Annotated in this window: 25 protein-coding genes and 2 pseudogenes; 13 read left to right on the top strand and 14 right to left on the bottom strand. The window is 68.4% G+C overall.

Annotated features, from left to right (window positions below; genetic code table 11):
* Positions 1-148 precede the first annotated feature (148 nt).
* Positions 149-685: a hypothetical protein gene (locus tag ACQPYS_RS26660; protein WP_433491150.1), complete on the top strand. Its 537-nt coding sequence runs from the start codon at positions 149-151 to the stop codon at positions 683-685.
* Positions 686-704: 19 nt separating this feature from the next.
* Here the strand turns inward: ACQPYS_RS26660 and ACQPYS_RS26655 are convergent.
* A pseudogene (locus tag ACQPYS_RS26655) lies at positions 705-893 on the bottom strand (daunorubicin/doxorubicin resistance ABC transporter ATP-binding protein DrrA); the annotation flags it as partial.
* 84 nt (positions 894-977) lie between these two features.
* On the opposite strand from ACQPYS_RS26655, the gene ACQPYS_RS26650 reads away from it, so the two are divergent.
* From ACQPYS_RS26650 to ACQPYS_RS26640, 3 genes are all read left to right on the top strand, one after another.
* A complete protein-coding gene (locus tag ACQPYS_RS26650; protein ID WP_039826929.1) occupies positions 978-1,199 on the top strand; it encodes a hypothetical protein in 222 nt (73 codons plus the stop codon).
* Positions 1,200-1,775, top strand: a complete 576-nt coding sequence (locus tag ACQPYS_RS26645) for a Clp protease N-terminal domain-containing protein (protein WP_431941737.1) — start codon at positions 1,200-1,202, stop codon at positions 1,773-1,775.
* Positions 1,776-1,888: 113 nt separating this feature from the next.
* Positions 1,889-2,272, top strand: a complete 384-nt coding sequence (locus tag ACQPYS_RS26640; RefSeq protein WP_063038150.1) for a phage holin family protein — start codon at positions 1,889-1,891, stop codon at positions 2,270-2,272.
* Between the two features lie 4 nt (positions 2,273-2,276).
* Here the strand turns inward: ACQPYS_RS26640 and ACQPYS_RS26635 are convergent, their stop codons facing one another.
* Complete coding sequence (locus ACQPYS_RS26635) at positions 2,277-3,149, bottom strand: 1,4-dihydroxy-2-naphthoate polyprenyltransferase (protein WP_063038148.1); 873 nt, start codon at positions 3,147-3,149, stop codon at positions 2,277-2,279.
* Between the two features lie 300 nt (positions 3,150-3,449).
* On the opposite strand from ACQPYS_RS26635, the gene ACQPYS_RS26630 reads away from it, so the two are divergent.
* A complete protein-coding gene (locus tag ACQPYS_RS26630) occupies positions 3,450-3,737 on the top strand; it encodes a hypothetical protein (protein WP_433491149.1) in 288 nt (95 codons plus the stop codon).
* Positions 3,738-3,780: 43 nt separating this feature from the next.
* Here ACQPYS_RS26630 and menE read toward each other — a convergent pair whose 3' ends face one another.
* The 3 genes from menE to ACQPYS_RS26615 form a co-directional block, all read right to left on the bottom strand.
* Positions 3,781-4,944 (bottom strand): o-succinylbenzoate--CoA ligase, encoded by a 1,164-nt coding sequence (gene menE / locus ACQPYS_RS26625; protein WP_433491148.1) that lies wholly within the window; start codon positions 4,942-4,944, stop codon positions 3,781-3,783.
* A 296-nt stretch (positions 4,945-5,240) separates the two neighbouring features.
* On the bottom strand, positions 5,241-5,624 hold the full coding sequence (locus ACQPYS_RS26620; RefSeq protein WP_433491147.1) for a VOC family protein: 384 nt from the start codon (positions 5,622-5,624) through the stop codon (positions 5,241-5,243).
* A 659-nt stretch (positions 5,625-6,283) separates the two neighbouring features.
* Positions 6,284-7,177, bottom strand: a complete 894-nt coding sequence (locus ACQPYS_RS26615; RefSeq protein WP_433491146.1) for a 1,4-dihydroxy-2-naphthoyl-CoA synthase — start codon at positions 7,175-7,177, stop codon at positions 6,284-6,286.
* 105 nt (positions 7,178-7,282) lie between these two features.
* Here ACQPYS_RS26615 and ACQPYS_RS26610 point away from each other — a divergent pair, with 105 nt between their 5' ends.
* From ACQPYS_RS26610 to ACQPYS_RS26595, 4 genes are all read left to right on the top strand, one after another.
* Positions 7,283-7,939 (top strand): PaaI family thioesterase, encoded by a 657-nt coding sequence (locus ACQPYS_RS26610; RefSeq protein ID WP_063038137.1) that lies wholly within the window; start codon positions 7,283-7,285, stop codon positions 7,937-7,939.
* A 275-nt stretch (positions 7,940-8,214) separates the two neighbouring features.
* Complete coding sequence (locus ACQPYS_RS26605) at positions 8,215-8,661, top strand: DUF6918 family protein (protein ID WP_039826921.1); 447 nt, start codon at positions 8,215-8,217, stop codon at positions 8,659-8,661.
* A 206-nt stretch (positions 8,662-8,867) separates the two neighbouring features.
* Positions 8,868-10,505, top strand: coding sequence for a 2-succinyl-5-enolpyruvyl-6-hydroxy-3-cyclohexene-1-carboxylic-acid synthase (gene menD / locus ACQPYS_RS26600; protein WP_433491145.1), 1,638 nt, complete (start codon positions 8,868-8,870; stop codon positions 10,503-10,505).
* A 98-nt stretch (positions 10,506-10,603) separates the two neighbouring features.
* On the top strand, positions 10,604-11,188 hold the full coding sequence (locus tag ACQPYS_RS26595) for a TIGR03086 family metal-binding protein (RefSeq protein WP_063038133.1): 585 nt from the start codon (positions 10,604-10,606) through the stop codon (positions 11,186-11,188).
* A 25-nt stretch (positions 11,189-11,213) separates the two neighbouring features.
* Here the strand turns inward: ACQPYS_RS26595 and ACQPYS_RS26590 are convergent, their stop codons facing one another.
* Both ACQPYS_RS26590 and ACQPYS_RS26585 read right to left on the bottom strand, forming a co-directional pair.
* Entirely contained in the window at positions 11,214-11,420 is a 207-nt protein-coding gene (locus ACQPYS_RS26590) for a hypothetical protein (RefSeq protein WP_433491144.1), read from the bottom strand.
* A pseudogene (locus tag ACQPYS_RS26585) lies at positions 11,417-11,740 on the bottom strand (TetR/AcrR family transcriptional regulator C-terminal ligand-binding domain-containing protein); the annotation flags it as partial. The gene ACQPYS_RS26590 and the pseudogene ACQPYS_RS26585, both read right to left, overlap by 4 nt.
* A gap of 21 nt (positions 11,741-11,761) precedes the next feature.
* Here ACQPYS_RS26585 and ACQPYS_RS26580 point away from each other — a divergent pair.
* Complete coding sequence (locus ACQPYS_RS26580; protein ID WP_433491143.1) at positions 11,762-11,977, top strand: aldo/keto reductase; 216 nt, start codon at positions 11,762-11,764, stop codon at positions 11,975-11,977.
* 9 nt (positions 11,978-11,986) lie between these two features.
* Here the strand turns inward: ACQPYS_RS26580 and ACQPYS_RS26575 are convergent, their stop codons facing one another.
* From ACQPYS_RS26575 to ACQPYS_RS26560, 4 genes are all read right to left on the bottom strand, one after another.
* Entirely contained in the window at positions 11,987-16,261 is a 4,275-nt protein-coding gene (locus ACQPYS_RS26575; protein ID WP_433491142.1) for a molybdopterin-dependent oxidoreductase, read from the bottom strand.
* Positions 16,262-16,384: 123 nt separating this feature from the next.
* Positions 16,385-17,092 carry a demethylmenaquinone methyltransferase gene (locus ACQPYS_RS26570; protein WP_433491141.1) on the bottom strand — a complete coding sequence of 236 codons (708 nt, stop codon included), beginning with the start codon at positions 17,090-17,092 and terminating at the stop codon, positions 16,385-16,387.
* 41 nt (positions 17,093-17,133) lie between these two features.
* Positions 17,134-18,276, bottom strand: coding sequence for a glycosyltransferase family 4 protein (locus tag ACQPYS_RS26565; protein ID WP_433491140.1), 1,143 nt, complete (start codon positions 18,274-18,276; stop codon positions 17,134-17,136).
* A gap of 4 nt (positions 18,277-18,280) precedes the next feature.
* Positions 18,281-18,844, bottom strand: coding sequence for a DUF3592 domain-containing protein (locus ACQPYS_RS26560; RefSeq protein ID WP_431941933.1), 564 nt, complete (start codon positions 18,842-18,844; stop codon positions 18,281-18,283).
* 160 nt (positions 18,845-19,004) lie between these two features.
* On the opposite strand from ACQPYS_RS26560, the gene ACQPYS_RS26555 reads away from it, so the two are divergent.
* Positions 19,005-19,511 (top strand): DUF2505 domain-containing protein, encoded by a 507-nt coding sequence (locus ACQPYS_RS26555; protein ID WP_063038114.1) that lies wholly within the window; start codon positions 19,005-19,007, stop codon positions 19,509-19,511.
* Positions 19,512-19,585: 74 nt separating this feature from the next.
* On the opposite strand, the gene ACQPYS_RS26550 is transcribed toward ACQPYS_RS26555, so the two are convergent.
* Genes ACQPYS_RS26550 through ACQPYS_RS26540 form a run of 3 tightly spaced genes read right to left on the bottom strand, consistent with a single transcriptional unit; the run spans position 19,586 to position 21,798 of the window.
* On the bottom strand, positions 19,586-20,050 hold the full coding sequence (locus ACQPYS_RS26550; RefSeq protein WP_431941934.1) for a VOC family protein: 465 nt from the start codon (positions 20,048-20,050) through the stop codon (positions 19,586-19,588).
* A gap of 18 nt (positions 20,051-20,068) precedes the next feature.
* Positions 20,069-20,518, bottom strand: coding sequence for a helix-turn-helix transcriptional regulator (locus tag ACQPYS_RS26545; RefSeq protein WP_063038118.1), 450 nt, complete (start codon positions 20,516-20,518; stop codon positions 20,069-20,071).
* 8 nt (positions 20,519-20,526) lie between these two features.
* On the bottom strand, positions 20,527-21,798 hold the full coding sequence (locus ACQPYS_RS26540) for a geranylgeranyl reductase family protein (RefSeq protein WP_433491139.1): 1,272 nt from the start codon (positions 21,796-21,798) through the stop codon (positions 20,527-20,529).
* 541 nt (positions 21,799-22,339) lie between these two features.
* Here ACQPYS_RS26540 and ACQPYS_RS26535 point away from each other — a divergent pair.
* The gene (locus tag ACQPYS_RS26535) at positions 22,340-23,362 is read left to right on the top strand and encodes a polyprenyl synthetase family protein (protein WP_431941928.1); all 1,023 of its coding nucleotides are present in this window, start codon (positions 22,340-22,342) and stop codon (positions 23,360-23,362) included.
* Between the two features lie 457 nt (positions 23,363-23,819).
* Positions 23,820-24,689, top strand: a complete 870-nt coding sequence (gene htpX, locus ACQPYS_RS26530) for a zinc metalloprotease HtpX (RefSeq protein ID WP_431941929.1) — start codon at positions 23,820-23,822, stop codon at positions 24,687-24,689.
* Positions 24,690-24,700 lie beyond the last annotated feature (11 nt).

Below are 24,700 nucleotides of genomic sequence, written 5' to 3'. Positions count from 1 at the left end.
GCGCCCGGACCCTGATGCGTTTGCTCGCCGCCGCGCCGCGATAACGAGGCGCTGGACGTCTTCGCCGCGCTGCGGACGATTCTGGCCACCGAACTCGGTACCGACCCGGGGGGCGGGTCTGTCCGATTCCGGTCCGGCCGGACTGGAAGTGGTCGACGACCCGACTATCCGCCGTAACCATCGGCTGTCCACGATCGCGGCGGGTCTGGCCGAGGTCGAACTCGCCGAAGGCCATATCGAGGCCGGACTGGCCCATTTCCGGCGCGCGCTGGATCTGCTGGCCTGGCAGGAGGGTGAATTCACGCCGGGCCCCGGGGCGCTGCTGATGTGTGCGACAACGGTCGCCGCGCATGTGCTCGCCGGGCGGGCCGAGACGGTCGCGGTGCTGGTACCCGAACTCGCGGGTATGGCACTGGACCGACTCGACAGTGTCCCGGATCTGCCGCAGATCGGGGCGGTGGCCTGTGCGCTGGGATCGGGATTGCTGGCTCTGGACGAGCGGACCGAGGCCGCGGTCGAACTGCTCGCGCTGGCGCAGGTGGTGTCGGGTCGGCAGGACTACCCGGTGATCCGGTGGGAGCGGCACTGCGCGCTGTGGCGGGACCGGATCGGTGCGCCGCGGCTGGATGCGGCGCTGGCGGCCGCGCGCCGGTTGCGCAGGAATATGGCCGCCGGTAGCCCATGAGGAACCCCGTCACCACGGTCAGCGCCGACGCGATGCCGTAGCGGAGGCGGCGCATACCGCCGGAGAAGTTCTTCAGTGATTTGTTCGCCGCGTCGGTGAGCTCGAATTCTTCCAGTAGTCCGGCGGTCCGGCGTCTGGCCGCCGCTCGGCTCAGTCCGAGCAGCCGGGAGAAGACCATCAGGTTCTCGGTGGCGGTCAGATTCCGGTCTTGCACGGCTCTTGCGTCGCGATTGCGCGCACCTGTCGTCAATTTTTGTTGACATCGGACGCGGGTGTCAATAAAAATTGACGTATGACGGAAGCAACCACACTGGCCGCGGCGGCGGGCAGCCCGGACCCCGCGGTGGGTCTACGGGCCGTGCTGGCGCTGCGCAGACTCCTCGAACGGCTCGAAGCGATCCAAGTGGGCAATGCCCGCGACCAGGGCTGGTCCTGGCAGGCCATCGCCGACGCGCTCGAGGTCAGCAAACAGGCGGTCCACCAGAAACACAACCGGAGAGACAGGGGTCGATAGATGTTCGAACGATTCAGCAGGAACGCCAGAAGCGCGGTTGTCGCGGCCCAAGAACAGGCGCGCGAACTGGGATCCCCGGAGATCCGGGTCGAACACCTCCTGCTCGGAGTGCTGGAAGTGGGGGAACCGCAATTGCGCTCGCTACTGGAACAGAGCGGATGCACGCTGCACGGCGCACAGCAATCGCTGAGCGCCACGACCACCGACGATCCACTCGGGTCCGGCGACGCCGAGGCGCTGCGCTCCATCGGCATCGACCTGGACGCGGTACGCGAAAGCCTGGAAGCCGGGTTCGGTGCCGACGCGCTGGACCGGGCGATTCCCGCGGCGGAATCCCGCGGCCGTCGCCGCGGCGGGCGGTTCGGGCATATCCCGTTCACGCGCGACGCAAAGAAAGCCCTGGAACTGTCGCTGCGCGAAGCCTTGGCGCGCAAGGACAAATCCATCGAATCCGGCCATGTCCTGCTCGGCATCCTGCGCACACCCGGTCCGGTCGCCACCGAACTGCTCGGCGGCCCCGACGGGATCGCCCGCCTGCGTGGCGAGATCAACACCCTTCTCGACAAGGCGGCATGAGCGCACCCGGCCCGGCCGCGCTCGGCGTCCCCGACTCCTCGGATCACGCCTGCGGCCGGGCCGGAATCCCGCCGTATCCGGCGCGCGACGCTCCGGTGTGCTTAGCATGAGATATGCAGCTTGTGCTCCGGTTGATCGGCACCGCCTTCGCCATCTGGCTGGCCGCGCTATGGGTCGGCAATATCGAAATCGTCTCCCCGCCCGACCAGGGCAACGGCGCGAAGATCGTGGTCCTGCTCGCGGTAGCGGCGGTGTTCACCGTGGTGAACGCCTTCGTCAAACCGCTGGTGAAACTACTGTCGCTACCACTGGTCATCCTGACCCTCGGCCTGTTCCTGCTGGTGATCAACGCCCTGATGCTGTGGCTCACGGCCTGGATCACCGAAGTCACCGACTACGGCCTGCGGATCGACGGATTCTGGGCGGCGTTCCTGGGTGCCATCATCGTCACGATCGTCAACTGGGCCATCGGCATCCTGATCCCGGACAACGACTGAGAGTTCAGGTGCCGAGCCAGAGGGCGACGGCGGACAGTACGGACCAGGCGAGGAGGGCGAGGCCGGAATCGCGCAGGGCGGGGATCAGCTCCAGGCCGGCGCGGTTCGCCCGGACGGGCGCGTTCGCGCGGACGGCCAGGGGGAGGGCCAGCATACCCGCCAGGGCCCAGGGGGTGCGGGCCACCAGCGCCAGGGTCAGTACGAACGGGACCACCAGCAGAACCAGATGCACGGTGCGGGTGCGGGTGTCACCCATCTTCACCGCCAGCGTCGTCTTACCGGTTTCGCTGTCGGTCGGGATATCGCGCAGGTTGTTGGCCACCAGAACCGCGCTGGAGAACGCCCCGACCCCGACCGCCAGCGCCGCTCCGGCCCAGTCGATCCGGAGCGCTTGGACGTACTGCGTCCCCAGCACGGCCACCAGGCCGAAGAATACGAAAACGGCGATCTCGCCGAAACCGCTATAGCCATAGGGCTTGCTTCCGCCGGTGTAGAACCAGGCACCCGCCAGGCATACCGCGCCGACCAACAGCAGCCAGGGGGCCGACAGCACCGCCAGGATCAGCCCGAGTACCGCGGCGGTCGCGAGGCACGCGAGGGCCGCGCCCCGGACCGCTGCGGGAGAGGCCAGCCCGGAGCCGACCAGCCGCAGCGGGCCGACGCGTTCGTCGTCGGTGCCGCGGATCCCGTCGGAATAGTCGTTGGCATAGTTGACCCCGATGATCAGCGCCAGCGAAACACCCAAGGCCAGCAGCGCTTTCCACCACACCGCACCATCGATGGCGGCCGCGGCGCCGGTACCGGCCACGACGGGGGCGATCGCGTTCGGCAGAGTTCTGGGCCGGGCGCCCTCGATCCATTGTGCTGCGGTAGCCATCTCCGCAGCCTAATGCGCGGGGTGGAGCGCGGCTCGGCCACGGACCGCGTACGGCGGCAGCGAGGCGCCGGGCCGCCGGGGTAGTCGACGGTACCTCTCCCCGGACCGCCGCGGTCCAGGAGTGTGGCCTGGTGGAACCGGGCCCGGGTATGCCGCGGCGGCTGTGCACAGGAACTGTGACGCGGGATACCGGTTACTTGCCCGATCGGATCATTCGGGGCATTCTCGACAAAGTTGGACTGATCTTCCTCTCGGCGGGTAGTCGCCCGGCGAGGCGTATACGGAGGAGAGGAGCCCATCATGGCCCAGCGCGACAAGCTGCCCCGGACGATCGATCCGGGCACCTTCGAAGCAGTGCCCGAGGCCGACCGCGCCGAACAGGACGTACCGGCCTACCCCGACGATGTCCCCGACAGCGATATCGATCCCCGGTCGGTGCCCGAGGATATGCCGGTACCCGACGAGCCCGCGCTGGTCGGCGGGCGTCCCGACGAGTGGCAGGCGAACCCGGTCGATATCGCCGAACAGTCCATCGCGGTCCCGCTGGGGGACGATTACGAAGGCGAGTACGGCGACGACGAGTCCTGAACCGTCGAGCGGTCCGCGGCGGGAACCGCCACGGACCGCTCGCTCAGGACGCCGACCCGGCCAGCAGATGCTTGCGCAGCGCGCCGCGATCGGGTTTGCCCGGTCCCAGCAACGGAATCTCGTCGACGAGGGTGAGTTCGCGCGGGGCGGCCACGGCATCCAGTTCGGCCAGCACATGGTCACGCAGCTGGTCGAGAGTGGGCGTGGATCCGGGCGCCGGCACCACCGCGAGCGCCACCCGCTGACCCAGCCTGTCGTCGGGTAGGCCGAGCACCACACATTCCGATACGGCCGGATGAGTGGCGAGTACCGCCTCCACCACCTGCGGGATCACCAGCAGGCCGCCCGTGCTGATCGCTTCGTCCAACCGGCCCAGGACGCGCAGTACGCCGTCCTGGAGAGCGCCCGCGTCGTCGGTGCGGAACCAGCCCGTTTCGGCGAACGCCGGATGGTCGGGCATATTGCGGTAGCCGGCGGCGAGCATTTCGCCGCCGAGCAGGATGCGGTCGTTCTCGATCCGCACCCGGGCCCCGGTCAGCGGGACACCGTCGTAGACGCAGCCGCCGCAGGTCTCACTCATGCCATAGGTGCGCACGACATTGATCCCGGCGTCCCGAGCCCGCTCGTACACCGGCGACGGGGTCGCGGCGCCGCCGATCAGCACCGCGTCCAACTCGGCCAGCGCGGCGGTCGCGGCGGGTGTCTCCAGGACCTTGATCAACTGGGTGGGCACCAGCGAGGTGTACCGGCGTTCCCCGCGCATACCCGCGATCGCGCCGGCCAGCGCCTCGGGCAGGAAACCGCCCGAGACATCCACCACCGTCGGCTCGGTCCCGGCCAGCAACGACCGCAGCAGCACCTGCAGTCCGGCGATGTGATGAGTGGGCAGGGCGAGCAGCCAGCTACCGGGGCCGCCGAGCCGTTCGTGGGTGGCATCACCGCTGGCTCGCAACGCCGCCGCGGTGAGCATGGCACCCTTCGGGACCCCCGTCGTACCGGAGGTGGTGACCACCAGCGCGATATCCTCGGCGATCGGCTCGCCCGGGGCGAGCGCGTCACCCAGCCGGCGGGCTTCGCGCCGGTCGCTGGCGGGTACCGGTAGCCAGGCCGCCGAACCGCTATCGTCCAGCACCTGCCGCAGATGCGGCAGCACATCGCTGACGCCGCTGCCGGTAGGTATGGGCAGAGTACGCAAGGTTTTCGTCACGGCCGCGCCCTGTCTCCGGCTTGTCGGTAGGCCGTGACTCGCGCGCTGCGCTCGCGCACGGCAGCGATGGTTTCCTGTCCGCCGGAAAGCGGACAGCAGGGTTCGATGCTGCCGGGACAGGGTGCCGGAGCCGGCTGATCGGATTGGGCTGGGCCAGGCATGGGACTGCGATTCACTCGTCGGACGGTACGAAAGCGGTCGCACCGGGCATCGGTGATCGGGCGGCCATCCGATCGTATCGTCGCCCGGGAGACCGGGGGTTGGCAACCCGGCAGAAAACTCCGACCCGTACCGGGTCAGCGGGTGTCCCGTCGGAGCGGGTGCTCCTCCGGCACCTCGACCAGCACGATCGGTACCCCGTCCGGATCGGTCACCCACATCTCCACCAGGCCCCACGGCTCGGTCACCGGCGCCCGGTCGATCGCCACCCCGCTCAGCGTCAGTTCGACCGCCACCGCGCCGACATCGCGCACCTGCAGCCAGATCGCGCCCGCGAAGCCACGCGGAGCGGCGTCGGAACCGCCGTGCCCCGCCACCTCGATGAGCGACTGCCCGGCGAAGAAAACCGTTCCCCCCGGGTATTCGCGGTAGATCGCCAGGCCGAGGGAGTCCCGATAGAAGGCCAGTGTGGTCGCGTAGTCCCGCGGGCGCAGGATGATGCGGCTGCTGAGGATGTCCATCGTCGAAAAGTCTAGGGGTGTGACGGTGATGTTGTGTCCGATTTGCGGCGCGTGGGATTGCGGGGCGTGGTGCTCGTAGACGGTGTGGGCCCGACTGCGCAGTTGGGATGTGGTGAGCGAGGGGCGGGCAGTGGAGGTGGGGGTGGGGCTTGCTCGTGGAAGTGGGACTGGGGCTTGCGCGTGAAGGTGGGCTTGCGCGTGAAGGTGGGGGATGCGGGCCTGCTCGCGAAGGTGCTGTGTTTATTTGCGCCGCCTTCGGCGGCGCGGGGTTGAGGCCCCCTTGGTCTCGCCGTTTCGGCCTCGAGACTCGCGGCTTCGCCGCATGCGCTTCGAGGCCGAAACGGCGAGACGGGCCTCAACCCTTTGTGGTGTCTCGCAAGACTCGACACATGCGGGTTGCGTCGGCATTCGATGGTCGGATCGGATGCCGACTCGTTCGAATCGGATGCCGACTCGACCACCCCGCCGGCCTCGCATCTGATCGCTTTCACGAACATCAGCGCCCGCGCGGTGCCGAGTTTTACGAGGCCCTGAAAGGGTCGAGGCCCGTCCCGTCGTTCAGGCCTCGAAGTGCATGCGCCGCAGGCGCGAGTCTCGAGGCCTGAACGACGGGACCTTCGGGGGCCTCGACCCTGCGCGCCGAAGGCGCGCCAAAAAACTCAGAAGTACCAGGGGTAGGGGGTCCAGTCGGGGGCGCGCTTTTCCAGGAAGGAGTCGCGGCCCTCGACGGCCTCGTCGGTCATGTACGCCAGCCGCGTGGCCTCCCCGGCGAACAACTGCTGTCCGACCAGGCCGTCGTCGGCCAGGTTGAAGGCGTATTTGAGCATGCGCTGGGCCTGGGGTGACTTGCCGTTGATGGCTTCCGCCCATTCCAGGGCGACGTTCTCCAGTTCGGCGTGGTCGACCACTTCGTTGACCGCGCCCATGGCATGCATGTCCTCGGCGGTGTATGTGCGGCCGAGGAAGAAGATCTCGCGGGCGAATTTCTGGCCGACCAGCTTGGCGAGGTAGGCGCTGCCGTAGCCGCCGTCGAAGCTGCCGACGTCGGCGTCGGTCTGTTTGAAGCGCGCGTGCTCGCGGCTGGCGAGGGTGAGGTCGCAGACGACGTGCAGGCTGTGGCCGCCGCCGGCGGCCCAGCCGTTGACCAGGGCGATCACGATCTTGGGCATGAACCGGATGAGGCGCTGGACCTCCAGGATGTGCAGCCGGCCCGCACGTGCCTTGTCCACGGTGTCGGAGGTGTCACCGCTGGCGTACTGGTAGCCGCTGCGGCCGCGGATGCGCTGGTCGCCGCCGGAGCAGAACGCCCAGCCGCCGTCCTTGGGGCTGGGTCCGTTGCCGGTGAGCAGGACGGCGCCGACATCGGCGGTCGTCCGGGCGTGTTCGAGGACGCCGAAGAGTTCGTCGACCGTGTGCGGGCGGAAGGCGTTGCGCACTTCGGGGCGGTCGAATGCGATCCGGACCGTGCCCTGTTCGATGTGGCGGTGGTAGGTGATGTCGGTCAGGTTCTCGAACCCGGCCACTTCGCGCCACAGCGTCGGATTGAACGTCATGGGGTGATTACACCAGGCTCGGCGGGGCCGTCGGCGGGCCGTTGAGTTCACCACATCTGAGCCGAAATGTTTGGACGCTGTATAACCCGGAGTTACGGTGCGTATATGAGCGAGCAGACCCAACCGACGATCGACGACAGCGCCGTCGACGAGGATCGGTACGAGCGGCACGGCGGGTTCCCCAAGGTCACCCCGGCCCGGGTGGGCCCGGAATTCGGTGAATTCGTCGAGGCCATGCGCACGCTCCAGGATCTCGCCGTCTCCGCGGACGCCCCCGCCGAGGTGTACGGGGCGGCCCGCGATCAGGTGAACGCGCTCATCGATCTGCTCGGACCCTACCGGGCTCCGGAGCAGCAGGGCCCGGCCGGCCGGGCCGTCGAACTGCCCGGGCGCGGCAGTCTGCTGCTGCTGCCCTGGCGGACGGTCTCGGCCGGACCAGACGGCATCGTGATGCAGGGTGTGTTCCGGCGATTCCATCTCGGCGGGAACGCCGCCGCGCACGGCGGTGTCCTCCCGCTGCTGTTCGACGACCTGTTCGGGATGACCGTGCACTACGCCGGGCGTCCGATCAGCCGCACCGCCTTCCTGCACGTGAACTACCGCAAGGTGACGCCGCTCGATACGCCACTGACGGTGCGCGGCCGGGTCGAGCGCATCGAGGGCCGCAAAACCTTCATCAGCGCCGAACTCGTCGACGAAGAGGGCACCGTGCTGGCCGACAGTGAAGGACTGATGGTTCAACTTCTGCCCTGGCAGCCGTGATCGGGGCGTCCCGGCGGTATCGCCACGACGGTATCCGGGTCGGGGCAGGGGCTCCCGGTTCCCGCGTGTGACGGGTCGCCCGGCCGATCTTGCTGGTCGGGCCCGGTGCGGCGGGGCGGGCCGGGCCGAATCACGTGGCGCCGTAACGCTTCCGTGGTTGCGGAGGCGTCATCTCCGTCTGTTGCTTACCCATGCGGGGCGGAAAGTACTCCTGCGGGTGGTGCGTATAGTTGCGTTGCCCGTCCATACGAGTACTGATCCGGAGGATCCTTAAATTGGTTGCAGCACTGTCTGAATCACTGCTTGACGAGGCCACGCGCCCGGCCTTTCTCGCCGACGCCGTCCAGGTTCTGGACGCCGAGGTCTCCGATAAGGGTGGTGCGTCGGGTCTGGCCGTGAAGGGTGGGTACGCGGCGGTGAAGAAGATCAGCCCGTCCATCGTGCCCGACGCCCTGGAATCGCTGGCGCCCAAGCTGCTCGAGCAGCTCCAGCCGTACTGGAGCGAGTTCCAGGCCGGTGGCACCGGCACCTTCGGTGAGCTGCTGAGCGCCAAGGGTGACGAGGTCGCCGAGTCCCTGCTGACCGTCACCGACGCACGTGCCGCGAGCTCCAGCCGCCCGGCCCTGCAGAAGGTGTACAACTCGATGCGTTCCTCGGCGAAGAAGAACGTTATCGAGGCGCTGCCCCGGGTCGGCGACCTGGTGCAGAAGCACGCCGGCTGAGCGACGTGTGACAAGACCGCGCGTGCGCGCGGCACCTGGGGGGCCTCGACGGCGAGGTCCCCAACGGGGGGAATTCTCGGGGGTATCGATATCCGGCCTGCCCCGAGCGGCGCGGAGCCGCCGGGTTCCGACGCGGAACGGTCACGGCCGAGTTGTGTGAGCAGGGCGACGCCGACACGGCGCCCGTGGTCTGACAATCTAGAGGCGTGAATCCGTCAACAGCGCAGGCGCGGGTAGTCGTCGACGAACTCGCACGCGGTGGGGTTCGGGAAGTCGTGCTGTGTCCCGGCTCGCGTAACGCTCCACTGGCGTTCGCCCTCCAGGCCGCCGATGCCGCCGGACGACTCCGCTTGCATATGCGAGTCGACGAGCGGACCGCCGGATTCCTGGCGATCGGCCTGGCCATAGCCTCGGGCGCCCCGGTTCCGGTGGTGATGACCTCGGGCACCGCGGTGGCCAATCTGGGGCCCGCGGTATTGGAGGCCAATTACGCGCGGGTCCCGCTGATCGTACTCAGCGCCAATCGTCCGTACGAGATGCTGGGCACCGGCGCCAACCAGACCGTCGAACAGCTCGGTCTGTTCGGCAGCCAGGTGCGTACGACCATCAATCTGGGACTCGCCGAGGCCGAGCCGGCCGCCGATTATCCGAAGCAGAACAGCGTCTGGCGTTCCGCGGTGTGCCGAGTACTGGCGGCCGCCCGCGGGATCCGCTCGGGCAACGCCGGTCCGGTGCACTTCGATATTCCGCTACGCGAACCGCTGGTGCCGGATTCACTGGAGGACGAGAACATCCCGGCCGGGCGTGGCATCGGACAGCCCTGGACGGCCACCCAGTACGCCACTCTCGATGTCCCGCTGAATATCGACCTCACTCCCGATACCGTGGTGATATCCGGTCACGGCGCCGGTCTGCACACCGAACTGGCGGCATTGCCGACGGTCGCCGAACCCACCGCATCGGTGCACGGTCCGGCCCTGCATCCGCTGGCACTGCCGTTGCTGAAGCCCCGCCAGGCGATCATCACCGGGCGGCCGACACTGCACCGGCAGGTTTCCCGGGTACTGGCCGACCCCGAGGTCAGGGTGTACGCGCTCACCACCGGCCCGCGTTGGCCCGATGTCTCGGGCAATGTCGTCGGCACGGGGACCCGGGCGACGACGACCGGCACGCCCGATCCGGCGTGGCTGACCCGCTGTAGCGAGCTGGACCAACGGGCCCACTCGGTGGTCCGCGAGGAACTGTCCAGGAATATGAAGCCCACCGGCCTGCACGTGGCCGCGGTGGTGATGGACGCGCTGCGCGAGGGTGATCAATTGCTGTTGGGGGCGTCGAATCCGGTACGCGACGCCGCGCTGGTGTCGACGCCGCGCCCCGGCGTCCGGGTGCTGTCGAACCGGGGCGTGGCCGGTATCGACGGCACGGTGTCCGCGGCGGTGGGCGCGGCCCTGCACCATCCGGGTCGCACTGTCGCGTTGATCGGGGATCTCACCTTCCTGCACGATGCCTCCGGCCTGCTGATCGGGCGCGGTGAACCACGCCCGGAGGATCTGACCATCGTGGTCGCCAATGACGACGGGGGCGGGATCTTCGAACTCCTCGAACAGGGCGACCCGCAGTACGCCGGTGTTTTCGAGCGGGTGTTCGGCACCCCGCACGGGATGGACCTGTCGGCGCTGTGCGCGGCCTACCGGATTCCGCACCGGCAGGTCGGACTGGAGGAGCTGGCGACCGAGCTTACCGGGACCACGAGCGGGTTCCGGGTGCTGGAGGTGGTCACCAGCCGGGCCGGGTTGCGTGATCTGCACGCGGCGGTCCGCTCGAGTGTGGGGGCCCCGGCGTAACCTCCGGCGGTCGCTCGGTACCTTTTGCCGAACGGCCGGTGAATTCCATCGGCCGGGTTCGTCGGTACAGGTGGATCCACCGACCCCGAGGAGCCCCGATGCAACCCGAATTCGATATGTCGCAGGCGGCCGCCGCACTCGCCGATATCGTCGCCGCGATCGGCGACGAGCAGCTCGATGCCCGCACTCCCGCCGATCTTCCGGTCCGCGCGATTCTGGAACATGTCGGCGGACTGGCCGAGGCGTTTCGCGCGGCCGCCACCAAGGAGGCGGTCGGGGCGTCGGCGGCGCCGCAATTCGACAGCGGCGCGGCCCTGGCGCCGGATTGGCGGGCCCGGATTCCCGCGCAGTTGAAGGCTCTCGCCGCAGCGTGGCAGGAACCGGAGGCATGGGAGGGCGAGACGGAGGCCGGCGGTGTGACCATGCCCGCGGCGGTCACGGCGCGCGTCGCGCTGGACGAGTTGATCATCCACTCCTGGGATCTGGCGCGGGCCACCGGCCGCGACGTCGAGGTGGCCGAAACCGATCTCGCGGTGTTGTTGCGGTTCCTGAAGGACACACCGCCGGAGGGCACACCCGGCCTCTTCGGCCCCGTGGTGCCGGTCGGCCCCGGAGCTCCGGCCCTGCACCGGGTGCTGGGGCTCACCGGGCGTGATCCGTTCTGGATTCCCAAGGCTCGGTGAACGGCCACCCGGTGATCCGATGGGGTCATGGGCCGGTACGGCCGAGTATCCCGGCCGCGGCCGCGTGTGCCGCGGTTTCGGCCGCCGTCCGGGCGGCCGCGTCGTCGATGAGGTCACCGCTGGCCAGCAGCCGGTAATAGAGCGGGCCGGAGACCGCGGTGAGGACCGCGCGGGGTCGGTTCCGGCCGGCACCTCCCCGCGGGCGACGGCGTCGGTGATACACCGCGACCATTCGGTGAGCCGGACGTCGTAGAACCGGCGCAGCGCCGTAGCGGTGCTCTCGTCACAGGTCGCGGCGGCGATCACGGCGCGGAACAGGCGGCCCTGCCGGGGGTCGGCGAGGGTTTCCGCGACCAGCCGGGCATTGGCGGTGAGATCGCCGAGCAGGGAGCCGGTATCGGCGCGCGGTAGTGACTGTTCGGCCATATCCACCAGGAGGTCGGCGATGAGTCCGGTCGGGGTGCGCCAGCGACGGTAGACGGTCGTTTTGCCGACCTCGGCGCGTGCGGCGACCTCGGTGAGGTCGAGCCGGGCGAAACCGTGTTCGGCCAGTAGGTCGCCGGCGCAATCGCATTGAACTGGCTGCTCACCCGGCCCACCGTCGGCACCGTCATCGTCGGTGCGCGTAACGAGGAACAGTTGCGCCAGAACCTCGGGGCCGTCGGCTGGGCACTCACCGCCGACCAGCTGGCCCGGCTGGACAAGGCGAGCGCGCTCACCCCGCCCTCCCCCTATTACCCGTACTACCGCCTGGCCGACTTCGCCCGGCTCAATGCCCCCGCTGCCTGAGCCGGGTCGTCAGTACACATCTCGGACATAGCGTTTCTCGGCGGTGAGCTGCTTTCTGAAGGCCAGGGCGCCGTCCTCGTCGAGTTTGCCGTGGACGCGGGCGATCCGCAGCAGCGCGTCGTCCACATCCGCGGCCATCCGCGCGGCATCACCACACACATAGAAATGGGCGCCGTCGCGCAGCCACGACCACAGTTCGGCACCGTGCTCGATCATGCGGTGCTGCACGTATATCCGCTCCCGCTGATCCCGGGAGAAGGCCAGATCCAGTCGCGCCAGGTGGCCGGTGCGGAACATGTCCTCCAGCTCGGCCCGATAGTAGAAGTTCTGCGCGGCGTGCTGATCGCCGAAGAACAACCAGTTGCGTCCCGTCGCCCCGAGCGCGCGCCGTTCGTGCAGGAAACCGCGGAATGGCGCGATACCGGTGCCCGGGCCGACCATGATCATCGGCACGCCGGGGTCCAGCGGTGGCCGGAAATGCGGTGCGCGCTGCAGGAATATCGGCACCGGGGCGTTGGTGGCCCGGTCGGCCAGGAAAGTGGAGCAGACGCCGCCGCGCCGGGCCGCCGAGCCCGCGGCCGCCGGGTCGCCGTAGCGCACGATGCCCACGGTCAGCTCCACCCGGTCGGGGCTCGTCAGCGGGCTCGACGAGATCGAATACCGGCGCGGCTGCAGTTTCTTCAGCACATCGAGCCATTCCACCAGGTCGGCGCGGACCGGGAAGTCCCGCAGCACATCCACCAGCTGGCGGTCCCACAGATAGGAGGCGAGTTCGTTGCGGTTGTCGCGGCGCAGCAATTTGGCGAGCCGGTTGCTCGGGTTGTGCCCGGCGACGAATTCCAGCAGATCGCGCGAGACCCGGGTGATGTCGTAGCTGGTGCGCAGGGCCTGCTCCAGCGGTATCTCGCGCTGGCCGGCGGCGACGGAGCGACGACCGTCCAGGCCGGTCACCGCCAGCCATTCCCCGACCAGCGACGGACAGTTGGCCGGCCAGACCCCGAGCGAATCGCCTACCTCGTACCGAGCGTCGAGCCCGGTCAGGTCGAAACTGATCCGCCGGACCTCCTTCGCCGCGTCCGGGGCGGTCAGCACCTCGTTGTCGAGGAGAGGCGCGGCGACCGGTGCGGTGCGGGCGAACGCGGTGGCTGCCGCTGCCCGCATCGAGAGCGGGGCGGGCGCGGTCCGTTCCAGGACACCGACCGCGGTAGCACCACCGGCCGGCGCGTCGGCGGTTCGGCGCGGAGTTCCACCGCCGGGGCCGGCGGACGGCTCGGGTCCACCCGCTTCGGACAGTGCGGTGATCACCGCGTCCAGCCAGTGCGCCCCCGGTTCGTCGAAATCGGGCTCACAGTCCTGGCGTGGTAGCAGCCGGATCGCGCCGCGGTCGGCGAACAGGGTGTCGAGTTTGCGACCGTGGCCGCAGAAATCGTCGTAGGAGGAGTCGCCGAGCGCGAACACCGCATACCGCATACCGGTGAGCCGGACCGCGCTCGCCGTGAGCCGGGTCCAGAAATCGGCCCCGTTGTCCGGTGGGCCGCCGTCACCGAAAGTACTGGTGACGACCAGGACGTCGCCGGTCAGCCCCTCGAGTTCGCAAGAGTCCATATCGAGTAGCCGCGGCCGGAGTCCGGACTCGGTGAGCCGCGCGGCGGCGGTCGCGGCGAAATCCTCGGCATTGCCGGTCTGGGAGGCCCACAGCACGGTCACGGTCCGGGCCGGGGCCGCGGTCGGGTCGCCGGCCTCCGGGTCCGCGGGCACTTCGCGCGAATACATACCGGCGAGCAACCCGTCCACCCACAGCCGGCTCCGATCCGACAGCGGTGCCGACGTGGGCAGGACCGGCTGCCCGGAGACCGGCAACGACTGCAGCGCGGCGAGATAGCCACCCAGATAGATCCGCTCGGTTTCGCTCAGCGTCGGTGTGGCCGCGGTATTCAGGCCGAGTAGCGTGGCGAGGGGGTGCGGACCGGCCGCGGCGGATTCCGGTGCGCTGCCCACTGTTTCCGGCCTATCCGCCCGCCGCATCGGCGCGACCCGGCGCAGGGCGACCGCACAGGCCTTGAATTCCGGCTGTAGTGAATCGGAATCGACCGCGTCGTGGGTCACCGCGTTGATGGTCAGGTATTCGCCCTGTTCGTCGTTCCAGTGGAAGGGCGCGAAACAGCCACCGGGCCGCACCCGGTCACTGATCCGGGCGGGCAGCACCGCGCGCCCGCGCCGCGAGGCGATCTCCAGTTCGTCCCCCGGCTCCAGCCCGAGAGTGCGGGCATCTTCGGGATGGACTTCCACGAACGGTTCGCCGTTCAGCCTGGTGAGTTTGCCGACGCGGCCGGTCTTGGTCATCGAATGCCACTGATGCGGCAGCCGGCCCGTATTGAGCAGGAACGGGTAGTCGTCGTCGGGCATTTCGTCGGGCAGCATATGCGGCCGCGGCCAGAAGACGGCGCGGCGGCTCGGGGTGGCGAACGCCGGCCGGGGCTCGTTGCCTTCGGGATCGCGGTAGCGTGGACCGCTCACGCCGTCGTTCAGATAGCGAATCGGGTTGCGGCGTTGTGCGGGGTCGGGGCACGGCCACTGCATCGGACCCTCGCTCAGCGTCTCGTAACTCATCCCGCTCAGGTCGTAGCCGGTGGCGGGGTTGGCGAAGCGGCGCAGTTCGTCGAACACCTCGGCACTCGAGGCGTACTCGAAGCCAGGGAACCCCATGGCGGTGGCCACCTGGGCGATCAACTGCCAGTCCGGCCGGGCGTCACCGGCCGGTTCGACCGCTCCCCGCAGCAGCGTGACACTGCGTTCGGAGTTCACCATCACCGCGTCCGATTCGGCCCACAGGGTGGCCGGCAGCAGGATATCGGCGTAGGTGTTGGTAGCGGTCTCGGTGTAGGCGTCCTGTGTGATCACCAGTTCCGCCGCTTCCAGGCCGGCGATCACCGTCTTCCGATTCGCGACGGTCGCCACCGGATTGGTGCAGATGATCCAGGCTGCCTTGATCGTGCCCGCGGCGAGTTCGCGGAACATCTCGATGGTGCCGGGGCCCGCCTCGGCGCGCAGTGTTCCCGGCGGCAGCCCCCAGGCGTCCTCGACGAACGCGCGGTCGGCGGGGTTCAGCAGACTCCGCTGGCCGGGCAGACCAGGACCCATATAGCCCATCTCGCGTCCGCCCATGGCGTTCGGCTGCCCGGTGAGCGAGAACGGTCCGCTGCCGGGACGGCAGATGGCGCCGGTGGCCAGATGCAGATTGCACAGCGCGTTCGTGTTCCAGGTCCCGTGGGTCGACTGGTTGAGTCCCATGGTCCACAGGCTCATCCATTCCCCGGCCGTCCCGATCCAACGCGCGGCGGTACGGATATCCGATTCGGCCAGACCGGTCAGCTCCGCCACTCTCTCCGGTGGATAGCCGGCGAGGAACTCCGGCATGGCATCCCAGCCCTCGGTGTGCTCGGCGATGAATTCGGTATCGATATCGCCGGCTTCGACGAGCAGGTACAGCAGACCGTTGAGCAGGGCCAGATCTGTGCCGGGGGCGATCTGCAGGAACAGATCCGCGCGGGCGGCGGTATCGGTGCGCCGCGGATCCACCACGATCAGTTTCGCGCCCGCTTTGAGCCGGTCCGCCATGCGCAGGAACAGGATGGGATGGCAGTCGGCCATATTCGCGCCGATCACGAAGAACAGATCGGCGTGCTCGAAATCGTCATAGGAACCCGGCGGTCCGTCCGCGCCCAGCGACTGTTTGTAACCGGTACCCGCACCGGCCATGCACAGCCGGGAATTCGCCTCCATATGAATAGTGCGCAGGTGACCTTTGGCGAGCTTCGTGGCCAAATATTGGGCCTCCAGGGACATCTGCCCGGAAACATAGAGCGCTATGGCGTCGGGGCCGTGCTCGGCCAGGATCCGCCGCAACCGCGCAGCGGCCTCGCGTACCGCCTCGTCGACGCCGACCGACTGTGGCCGGATGCCACGTTCGGGTCGCAGAAAAGCGGTCGACATCCGGCCCGGTGCCCGCATCAACTCGAGGTGGGTGGCCCCCTTGGTGCACAACCGCCCGGTATTCGACGGATGCAGTTTGTCTCCGCTCACCTTGGCGATCACCGGTGCGCCGGTGTCGTCGGCCGTGGTGGTGATCTCGATACCGCACCCGACCCCGCAGTAGGAGCACGCGGTCCTGGTCGTGCCCGGCCGCCGATCGCTGTGCCGGTCGGGCAGGAGCGAGGGCCCTGCGTGGTCACGCTGCGCTGCCGCCTTCGGGCCTGACTCGCTCCTGCCGCTCACCTCGGACATGCATCCGATCGTCCCCGCGGCCGATTTCCTCGGGTTTGCCCGATGTTATCGCCGGATGACATTCCACTTCATCGGCGGAAATCACATCTGTGAGGTAGATGAAGCCGGCTATACCGGACGGTTTCAGCCGCCGAGCTTGTATCCCCGGTGCAGTGCGACCACGCCGCCGGTCAGGTTCCGCCATTTCACCCCGGACCACCCGGCGTCGGCGATCCGGCGGCCCAGCTGTCGCTGGTTCGGCCAGGCCCGGATGGATTCGGCCAGGTAGACGTAGGCGTCCGGGTTACTGCTCACCGCCCTGGCCACCTTCGGTAGCGCCTTCATCAGGTATTCCATGTAGAGGGTTTTGAACCCCGGGATGATCGGCGTGGAGAACTCACAGATGACCAACCGGCCGCCGGGTTTGGTCACCCGCAGCATCTCCCGCAGCGCCAGATCGGTATCGGCCACATTGCGCAGCCCGAACGAGATGGTCACCGCGTCGAAGGAATTGTCGGCGAAGGGCAGCGCCATGGCATCGCCGGCGACCATCGGCACCTGCCGGAACCGGCCCGCGGCCAGCATGCCCTGGGAGAAATCGGCGGCTACGCACCACGCGCCGGAGCGGCCGAGTTCCACGGTGGACACCCCGGTGCCGGCGGCCAGGTCGAGCACCTGCTCACCGGGACGCGGATCGATGGCCTTGCGGGTCAGCCGGCGCCAGTAGCGGTCCTGGCCGGCCGAGATCACGGTGTTGGTCAGGTCGTATCGTCGCGCCACCCCGTCGAACATCGACGCGACCTCGTGCGGCTGTTTGTCCAGCGAGGCCCGGACCGATTGTGTTTTCACCACAACCCGACCCTAATGGGTGCAGGGCGGTCCGCCGCGTCCGGTCACGCCGAGCGTGACAACCGGTATCCGGTGCCGATGACCTCGGCGTAGTGGTTCATGAGTTCGGTGCAGATGGCGGGCCATGTGCGGTGCAGTACCGATTTACGGGCCGCCCCGGCGAACCGGTCGCGCACCTGCGCGTCGCGCAGCGCCGAGACGGTGCCGGGCAGTAGTTCGGTGAAGTCCCGCACCGGGAGCAGGTAGCCGTTGCGGCAGTGCGCGATGAGATCGCGCGGGCCGCCGGCATCGGGCCCGACGACCGGTACCCCGGACGCCAGCGCCTCCTGCACGCCCTGGCAGAACGTCTCGTGCTCACCCGGATGCACCATCACGTCCAGGCTCGCGTAGGCCCGGGCGAGCTCGTGGCCGCCGAGTTCGCCGGTGAAGATCGCGCCCGGCAGCAGACCGGCGAGTTTCTGCCGCTCCGGGCCGTCGCCCACGATCACCAGCTGTACCGACGGATCGTGGGCCAGCACCGAGAGCCGGTCCACATGCTTTTCCGGGGCCAGCCGGCCGACAAAACCGACCAGCAGTTTCGCGGTATCGCCGCGCCACTGCCCGCGCAGCTCTTCGCTGCGCGCGGCCGGGGTGAACCGCACCGTATCGACACCGCGGCCCCAAATGTGCACTCGGGGGATCCCGTGCCGTGCCAGGTCCTCCACCGCCGCGCTCGACGGCGCCAGCGTCCGGACCGCGCCCTCGTGGATTCGCCGGGTCCAGCCCCAGGCGGCCCGGGCCGCCAGGCCCAGCCCGTAGCTTTCCGCGAAACCCGCCACATCGGTCTGGTACACCGCCACCGCGGGCAGGTCCAGCCGCAGCGCCGCCGCCATTCCGCCCGCACCGAGCAGGAACGGTGAGGCCAGATGCACCACATCGGGATCGAAATCGCCGAGGACACCGACCATGCCCGGCTGCGGCAGGCCCACCGGCAGCGAACTGATCTTCGGCACCATCACCGCCGGGACCCGGTGTACCGGGAACCTCCCGTGGTGGCGGGGGGCGGGCGGCTGCTCGCGCAGCGAATCGGGTGCGAGGACAAGAGCGTCGTGCCCGTGCCGATGCAAATGATCCAGCACCCGGAGCACCGAGTTCACGACGCCGTTCATATTCGGGAGAAACGACTCCGCAACGATGGCTACGCGCACTCGCTCAGTCTGCGCGGTCGCGGTCCCCCGGGACGCGTCGCCGATATGACGCCGGATCGAAGATCGGGCGAACGCTCATCGAACCGGTCGCTGCCCGCATCAGCAGCCACAGTGTCGGCAGGGTGAGGGCCCAGGTAACAGCCAGGACCGACAGTGCCGGCAGCACCGCGACCCGCACATCGCGGCCCGCGACCCGGACGAGGTCGGGATCGGCGCGGCTGTATTCCACATTGATCCGCTCACCCGCGGTCAGGTTGGTCGGATACAGCACGCCGACCTTGGGATTGTGGGTGACGCCGTCCGGGGTCACGTACATCACCGCCGAGCGCAGCCGACCGGCGGACAGCACCTCACCGGTGGTCTCGCCCTTGTCGGATTCGATCAGATAGTCATTGCGCCAGGCCGCCAGGAACAGCAGCACCACCAGCACGCTCACCGATACCGCGGTGATCACCACGCCGACGCACACCTTGCGCAACCGTTCGGCCCGGGCAGAACGTGCGGCCGGGTCCGGCGCGCGCACCGGTCGGGCAGCGGGCTCCGGGGCCACGACCGGCGGCGCGACCATCTCTGCCTGCTCGGGCACGTTGCCTCCTCCGGAATCGTCCACGGCCGGGGCGGCTGTGCCGTCGCGCGCACCGTCGCCCGGGTAACCGGGGTCGCGCGGTCCGCGGCGGCTGGTTTCCGGCACCGCAACAGGCTAGCGGGGTCGGCTAGGGTGAGCGCTCATGGCCCGAAAATTCGGCTTCACGCTGTCCTATCCGATCCCGGTGTCCGATCTGCACGCCGCGCTCACCGGAGAAGAAATGTGGCGAGACCGGTTCACCGGCGCCCCGACGGCCACCCTCGACCTGTCGCACCCCGGTGGCCCGGGTACCGCCCGTATCAAGATGAGCGAGACGATCCGGCAGGACAAGGTCCCCGGCGTCGTGCGCAAGCTGCTGAAAACCGAACTGGTAGTCACCCGTATCGACCATTGGCAGACCCTCGACGGGTCCACCGCGGCGGGGACCTTCGAGGGCACCTCCTCGGCCATCTCCTCGGAGATGAAGGGCACTTATGAACTGCGTCCCACCGCCGAGGGCTCGGAGGTGGTGATCTCCGGTTCGGTGAAGGTCAAGGTTCCCCTGGTGGGCGGGGCCATCGAACCGCTCGCCGAACAGTTGCAGCGGCGGGTCGCCGAGAGCGAACGCAAATACATCGTCTACTGGTTCGAGAATCGCGCCGGAGTCTGACAGTCCTCCGGGGCCGCGCGGACCGCGCGGCTCCGGACATACACCGCGGTCCCGGCTTATCGGGTCGGGCGGTTTCAGAGTTCGGCGCAGGGCGGGTCCATTGCCGCGGCAGCCGCGGCCGTGGGATCGAACTCCTTCGGCTCGACCAGCACCAGCCAGTTCCCCGAATTGTCCCGGAATACCGCTTCCACCCCGTAGGGCCGCTCCGACGGGGGCTGGACGAAATCGACACCTTTTGCGGTGAGCTCCGCATAGGCCTTATGGCAGTCCCGAGTGTTCAGCCCCAGTGAGCCGTGGCTCCCGTTGGCCAGCGACCTGCTGATCGCGTCGGCGAGATTCTCGTCCAGGGGTGGACCCGGCAGCATCAGGGTGACCTCGAGTTCCCGGTGGTCGGGATGGGCGACGGTCACCCAGCGGAAACCGTTGTCGCCCATCTGGATATCGGCGGTCTCGACGAAACCGAGGGTTTCGATGTACCAGTTCTTGGCCGCTGTCTGATCGGACACGTACACGGTGACCAGGGAGATATTCGCAATGATCGGAGTCATGGTCCGAGACTATGGGCGGACCGGGCCGCCGGGCTTCTCCGAAATTGCGGTATCGCGCCGGCGATCGGACAACCCGTGCATGAAGATGTAGCAACCGGGGATACGGGGCACTCCGTCGGCGAACTTCGCCTGGTATTCCGAAGGTGAAACTCCCACCAGTTCGGTGAATTTCCGGGAGAACGAACCCAGACTGCTGTAGCCGACGAGCAGGCATACCTCGGTCACCGTGGTGTTGGTGGCGCGCAGGAGATCCTGCGCCCGCTCGATCCGGCGCTCGGCCAGGTACACCGCGGGCGTCCGGCCGTAGGTGGCCGCGAAACAGCGCAGGAAATGGTATTTCGAAACCCCGGCTGCGGCGGCCATACCATCGAGATCCAACGGCCGAGCATATTCGCGGTCCACGAGATCACGGGCTCGCCGCAGATGCGGGAGCAGATCCCGCGGTACCGGCCGCGTCACCACGGCGCTCAACAGAAAGGCGCGAGGTCGTCGAACCGTATCGACGCCCGGCCCGCGGCGCGCCACGCACGGGCGGTGAGGTCCACATCCTCGTCGGTGACCAGATTGCCCATCACCCGGACCGCGGTGCGCTGCAGCAATTTCGAACGCATCACCGGTGGGCCGCCGAGCGGAACCATCCGCGGGTGGGTGGCCAGGCCGGCGATCCGCCGCGCCACCGAATAGGTGCGGCCGTATCTCGCGCGCAGCAGGGCCGGCCACACCCGGGTGAGATCGGGTTCGTCCAGTAGCCCGGCGAGCATATGGCCGCCCTCCAGACCATAGTCGATTCCCTCGCCGTTCAGCGGGTTCACACAGCCGGCGGCATCACCGAGCAGCGCCCAGTTGCGGCCCGCGATACCGGAGACAGCGCCGCCCATCGGCAGCAGCGCCGAGGAGACCGCACGCACCGAACCGCTCAGTTCCCATTCGTCGCGGCGCAGCTCCGTGTAGTGCTCGAGCAGTGGTTTCAACGCTATATGCGAGGGCCTGCGTTCGGTGGCCAGCGAACCGACGCCGATATTCACCTCACCGTTGGCCAGCGGGAAGACCCAGCCGTAGCCGGGTACCAGCTCGTTTTCGGCATTGCGCAACTCCAGATGTGAGGTGATCCACTGATCGTCGCTGCGGCCGGAGGAGATATAGGCGCGCGCCGCCACCCCGTAGGCGTAGCGGCGATGCCAGGTGCGGCCGAGCAGTTTGCCGACGGGGGACCGCACCCCGTCGGCCACGATCAGGTTCCGGCAGCCGATTTCGTGCGAAGCCGTCCCCACCCGCACGGTTACCCCGGTCACCCGGTCGCCGTCGCGGGCCACTGCCACGACCTTCGCGCCGTCGCGCATCCGCGCCCCGGATTTCACCGCGGTATCGCGCAATTTGTCGTCCAGTTCGGTGCGCGGGATCGCACTGCCGTAGGTGGGAAACGAACCACCCGGCCACGGCAGCAACGCCTCGGCGCCGAAACCGGTCATTCGCAGACCGTGGTTGACGGTGTGCGCCCGCACCCATTCACCCAGCCCGAGCTGCTCGAGTTCCGCGGTGGCACGCGGGGTGAGACCGTCACCGCAGGTCTTGTCCCGGGGAAAGGTCGCGGAATCCACCAGCAGTACATCGCGACCCGCCCGGGCGGCCCACGCCGCGGCCGCCGAACCTGCGGGGCCCGCCCCCACCACCAGCACCTCGACGTGTGCGGGCAACGCGTCGCGGTCGGCTTCGGAAGGTGTGGCTTCGGGTGCACCCATGCGGTCAATAGTTACAGGTGGGCGGTAGTGATGTCGATGGCGGTACGGTGCACAGCATGAGCGTGTCAGGCCTGGAGGCGGTAGCGCAGCGTGACCACGGAGGGCCCACGTTCATGCTCGGTCGATACAGCATGAGCGTGTCAGGCCCGGAGGCGGTAGCGCAGCGTGACCACGGAGGGCCCACGTTCATGCTCGATCGATACAGCATGAGCGTGTCAGGCCCGGAGGCGGTAGCGCAGCGTGACCACGGAGGGCCCACGTTCATGCTCGATCGATACAGCATGAGCGTGTCAGGCCCGGAGGCGGTAGCGCAGCGTGACCACGGAGGGCCCACGTTCATGCTCGATCGGTACAGCATGAGCGTGTCAGGCCCGGAGGCGGTAGCGCGACCTACGCCTACGCTCCGGCCTCCGCGTCGGCATGATGACCGGTCGCCGGCCTCGTTCATGCTCGATCAATACAGTGATGGTGTTCATGGGCGTTCCGACATGAACACGCTAGGTTCATCACCGTGGGGTCGGACGCGTCCTTGGGAGAAGGTATGAGCACATCTGCTGTGAGCGAAGCCGGCACGGTGGTGGCGGGGGTGGACCTAGGGGATCCTGCGCTCGCCGAGACCGTACGCAACGGCCTCGACGACGTGGAGAAACTGCTGGTCGAGGAGCTGTCTTCCGGGGCGTCCTTCCTCCAGGAAGCCGCGCTGCACCTGGCCAGGGCCGGCGGTAAACGATTCCGGCCGCTGTTCACCATCCTCACCGGCCAGCTGGGCCCCCGCCCCGGCGATCCGGACCTCGTCACCGCCGGCACCGTGGTCGAACTCGTCCACCTGGCCACGCTCTACCACGACGATGTCATGGACGAGGCCACCATGCGGCGCGGCGCGACGAGCGTGAACTCCCGCTGGGGCAACAGCGTGGCCATCCTCGCCGGCGACTATCTGTTCGCGCACGCCTCCCGGCTGACCTCGACCCTCGGCCCCGACGCCGTCCGCATCATCGCCGAAACCTTCGCCGAACTGGTCACCGGTCAGATGCGGGAAACCATGGGCGCTCGCGAAGAGAGCGACCCCGTCGCCCACTATCTGCGCGTGGTCTGGGAGAAAACCGGTTCGCTGATCGCGGCCTCCGGCCGTTTCGGCGGGACCTTCTCCGGCGCGGACGACGACCATGTAGAACGCCTCGCCCGCCTCGGTGACGCCGTCGGCACCGCCTTCCAGATATCCGACGACATCATCGATATCTCCTCCGAATCGGCCCAGTCCGGCAAAACCCCCGGCACCGACCTGCGTGAGGGAGTCCACACTCTCCCCGTCCTCTACGCACTGAGCGAGGAGGGCCCCGACGGCGACCGTCTCCGGACCCTCCTGGCGAGACCTCTGGAAACGGATGCCGAGGTTGCCGAGGCACTGGACCTGCTCGGCCGTTCGCCGGGTATGACCCGGGCGAAGGAGAAGCTGCGCGAATACGCCGATATCGCCCACGCGGAGCTGAAGGCCCTTCCTGCGGGGCCTGCCAATGACGCCTTGGTTCAGTTGGTCCAGTACACCATCGAACGGGTCGGCTGACCCCTGAAACCGGCCCGGACACGGACATCGCTCGGCGAGGCAACCCGCATGTGTCGAGTGTTGCCAGACATCTCGAAGGGTTGAGGCCTGTCTCACCCCTTGGCCGAAGGTGCTCAACGGTCGCGCTCTGCGGACGGCCCACCGCATATCGCGGGCGCGAGGCCGAAAACGGTGAGACCGAGGGGCCTGGACCCTGCGCCGCCCCAAGCGGCGCCAAACACAGCACAGCGCCTTGGCGAGCGGGCTCGCGCTCTCACTTTCACCAGCAGGCCGACTTCTCACGTCGGCGATTCGACTGGGCGAGCCCGCCCGCCTCGACCGCCCTTTCCGGTCCCGCTCGGCAGCAGGCCGATGCCCGCGAACACGGAACTTCACCGGGCCTGGGATCGTTGTCCTCCTGTAGCGGTTCTGGCCGAAATTCGCGCGTTCGGTCGCGCGCCACGTATACAGGAGTGCTATGCACGGGCACGGGTTTGCGAATGGGATGAAAACGTTCGGGCTCATGGTCGGGCTTTCCGCGCTGATAGTCCTGGCGGGGGCAGCGTTCCGGAATACGACCATTCTGGTCGTCGCGGTTCTGTTCGCCGTGGCGATGAACGGCTACGCGTATTTCAACAGCGATAAACTCGCGCTGAAGGCCATGCGGGCGCAGCCGGTGAGCGAGATCGAGGCGCCGGCCATCTACGGGATCGTCCGTGAGCTGGCGACCACCGCTCGGCAGCCCATGCCGCGGCTGTACATAAGTCCTACGAATGCGCCGAACGCTTTCGCCACCGGGCGTAATCCGCGGCATGCGGCGGTCTGCTGTACCAGCGGTATTCTGCAAATCTTGGACGAGCGCGAATTGCGGGCCGTACTGGGTCACGAACTGTCCCATGTATACAACCGGGATATCTTGATCTCCTCGGTTGCGGGGGCCATGGCCGCGGTGATTTCCGGGCTGGCGAATTTCGCGTATTTCGCGGCGGCCTTCGGTGGGAACCGGGGTGGTTCCGGGCCGAATATCTTCGGTGTACTGCTGGTTTCCCTACTGGGGCCGATCGCCGCGGGATTGATCAAACTGGCGGTGTCGCGGTCGCGGGAGTATCAGGCCGATGAGTCGGGGGCCGAGCTGACCGGTGATCCGCTGGCGCTGGCGTCGGCGTTGCGCAAGCTGGAGCGTGGGGTGCAGGCGGCACCGTTGCCGCCCGAACCCCGGCTGACCGCGCAGTCGCATCTGATGATCGCCAATCCGTTCCGTGCCGGCGATCGGATGGCCCGGTTGTTCTCGACGCATCCACCGATGGCGGAACGGATCGCGCGCCTGGAGCAGATGGCCGGTCGTTGAGGGTTCGGGCG

Origin of the sequence: Nocardia grenadensis, from assembly GCF_050942415.1 — a bacterium.
In the GTDB taxonomy this organism is placed as follows: domain Bacteria; phylum Actinomycetota; class Actinomycetes; order Mycobacteriales; family Mycobacteriaceae; genus Nocardia; species Nocardia grenadensis.
Note: the sequence above shows the minus strand (reverse complement) of the source record. Positions and strands in the feature narration are given on the sequence as shown.

Excerpts from the sequence above, each read along its gene's own strand:
- ACQPYS_RS26640 (WP_063038150.1), top strand. The coding sequence starts at position 1,889 with ATGCAGCTTGTGCTCCGGTTGATCGGCACCGCCTTCGCCATCTGGCTG.
- ACQPYS_RS26575 (WP_433491142.1), bottom strand. The coding sequence starts at position 16,261 with ATGTCCGAGGTGAGCGGCAGGAGCGAGTCAGGCCCGAAGGCGGCAGCG.
- ACQPYS_RS26555 (WP_063038114.1), top strand. The coding sequence starts at position 19,005 with ATGGCCCGAAAATTCGGCTTCACGCTGTCCTATCCGATCCCGGTGTCC.
- ACQPYS_RS26620 (WP_433491147.1), bottom strand. The coding sequence starts at position 5,624 with ATGGACATCCTCAGCAGCCGCATCATCCTGCGCCCGCGGGACTACGCG.
- ACQPYS_RS26645 (WP_431941737.1), top strand. The coding sequence starts at position 1,200 with ATGTTCGAACGATTCAGCAGGAACGCCAGAAGCGCGGTTGTCGCGGCC.
- ACQPYS_RS26630 (WP_433491149.1), top strand. The coding sequence starts at position 3,450 with ATGGCCCAGCGCGACAAGCTGCCCCGGACGATCGATCCGGGCACCTTC.
- ACQPYS_RS26610 (WP_063038137.1), top strand. The coding sequence starts at position 7,283 with ATGAGCGAGCAGACCCAACCGACGATCGACGACAGCGCCGTCGACGAG.
- ACQPYS_RS26595 (WP_063038133.1), top strand. The coding sequence starts at position 10,604 with ATGCAACCCGAATTCGATATGTCGCAGGCGGCCGCCGCACTCGCCGAT.
- htpX (WP_431941929.1), top strand. The coding sequence starts at position 23,820 with ATGCACGGGCACGGGTTTGCGAATGGGATGAAAACGTTCGGGCTCATG.
- ACQPYS_RS26650 (WP_039826929.1), top strand. The coding sequence starts at position 978 with ATGACGGAAGCAACCACACTGGCCGCGGCGGCGGGCAGCCCGGACCCC.
- ACQPYS_RS26560 (WP_431941933.1), bottom strand. The coding sequence starts at position 18,844 with ATGGTCGCGCCGCCGGTCGTGGCCCCGGAGCCCGCTGCCCGACCGGTG.
- ACQPYS_RS26590 (WP_433491144.1), bottom strand. The coding sequence starts at position 11,420 with ATGGTCGCGGTGTATCACCGACGCCGTCGCCCGCGGGGAGGTGCCGGC.
- ACQPYS_RS26635 (WP_063038148.1), bottom strand. The coding sequence starts at position 3,149 with ATGGCTACCGCAGCACAATGGATCGAGGGCGCCCGGCCCAGAACTCTG.
- ACQPYS_RS26615 (WP_433491146.1), bottom strand. The coding sequence starts at position 7,177 with ATGACGTTCAATCCGACGCTGTGGCGCGAAGTGGCCGGGTTCGAGAAC.
- ACQPYS_RS26540 (WP_433491139.1), bottom strand. The coding sequence starts at position 21,798 with ATGGGTGCACCCGAAGCCACACCTTCCGAAGCCGACCGCGACGCGTTG.
- ACQPYS_RS26535 (WP_431941928.1), top strand. The coding sequence starts at position 22,340 with ATGAGCACATCTGCTGTGAGCGAAGCCGGCACGGTGGTGGCGGGGGTG.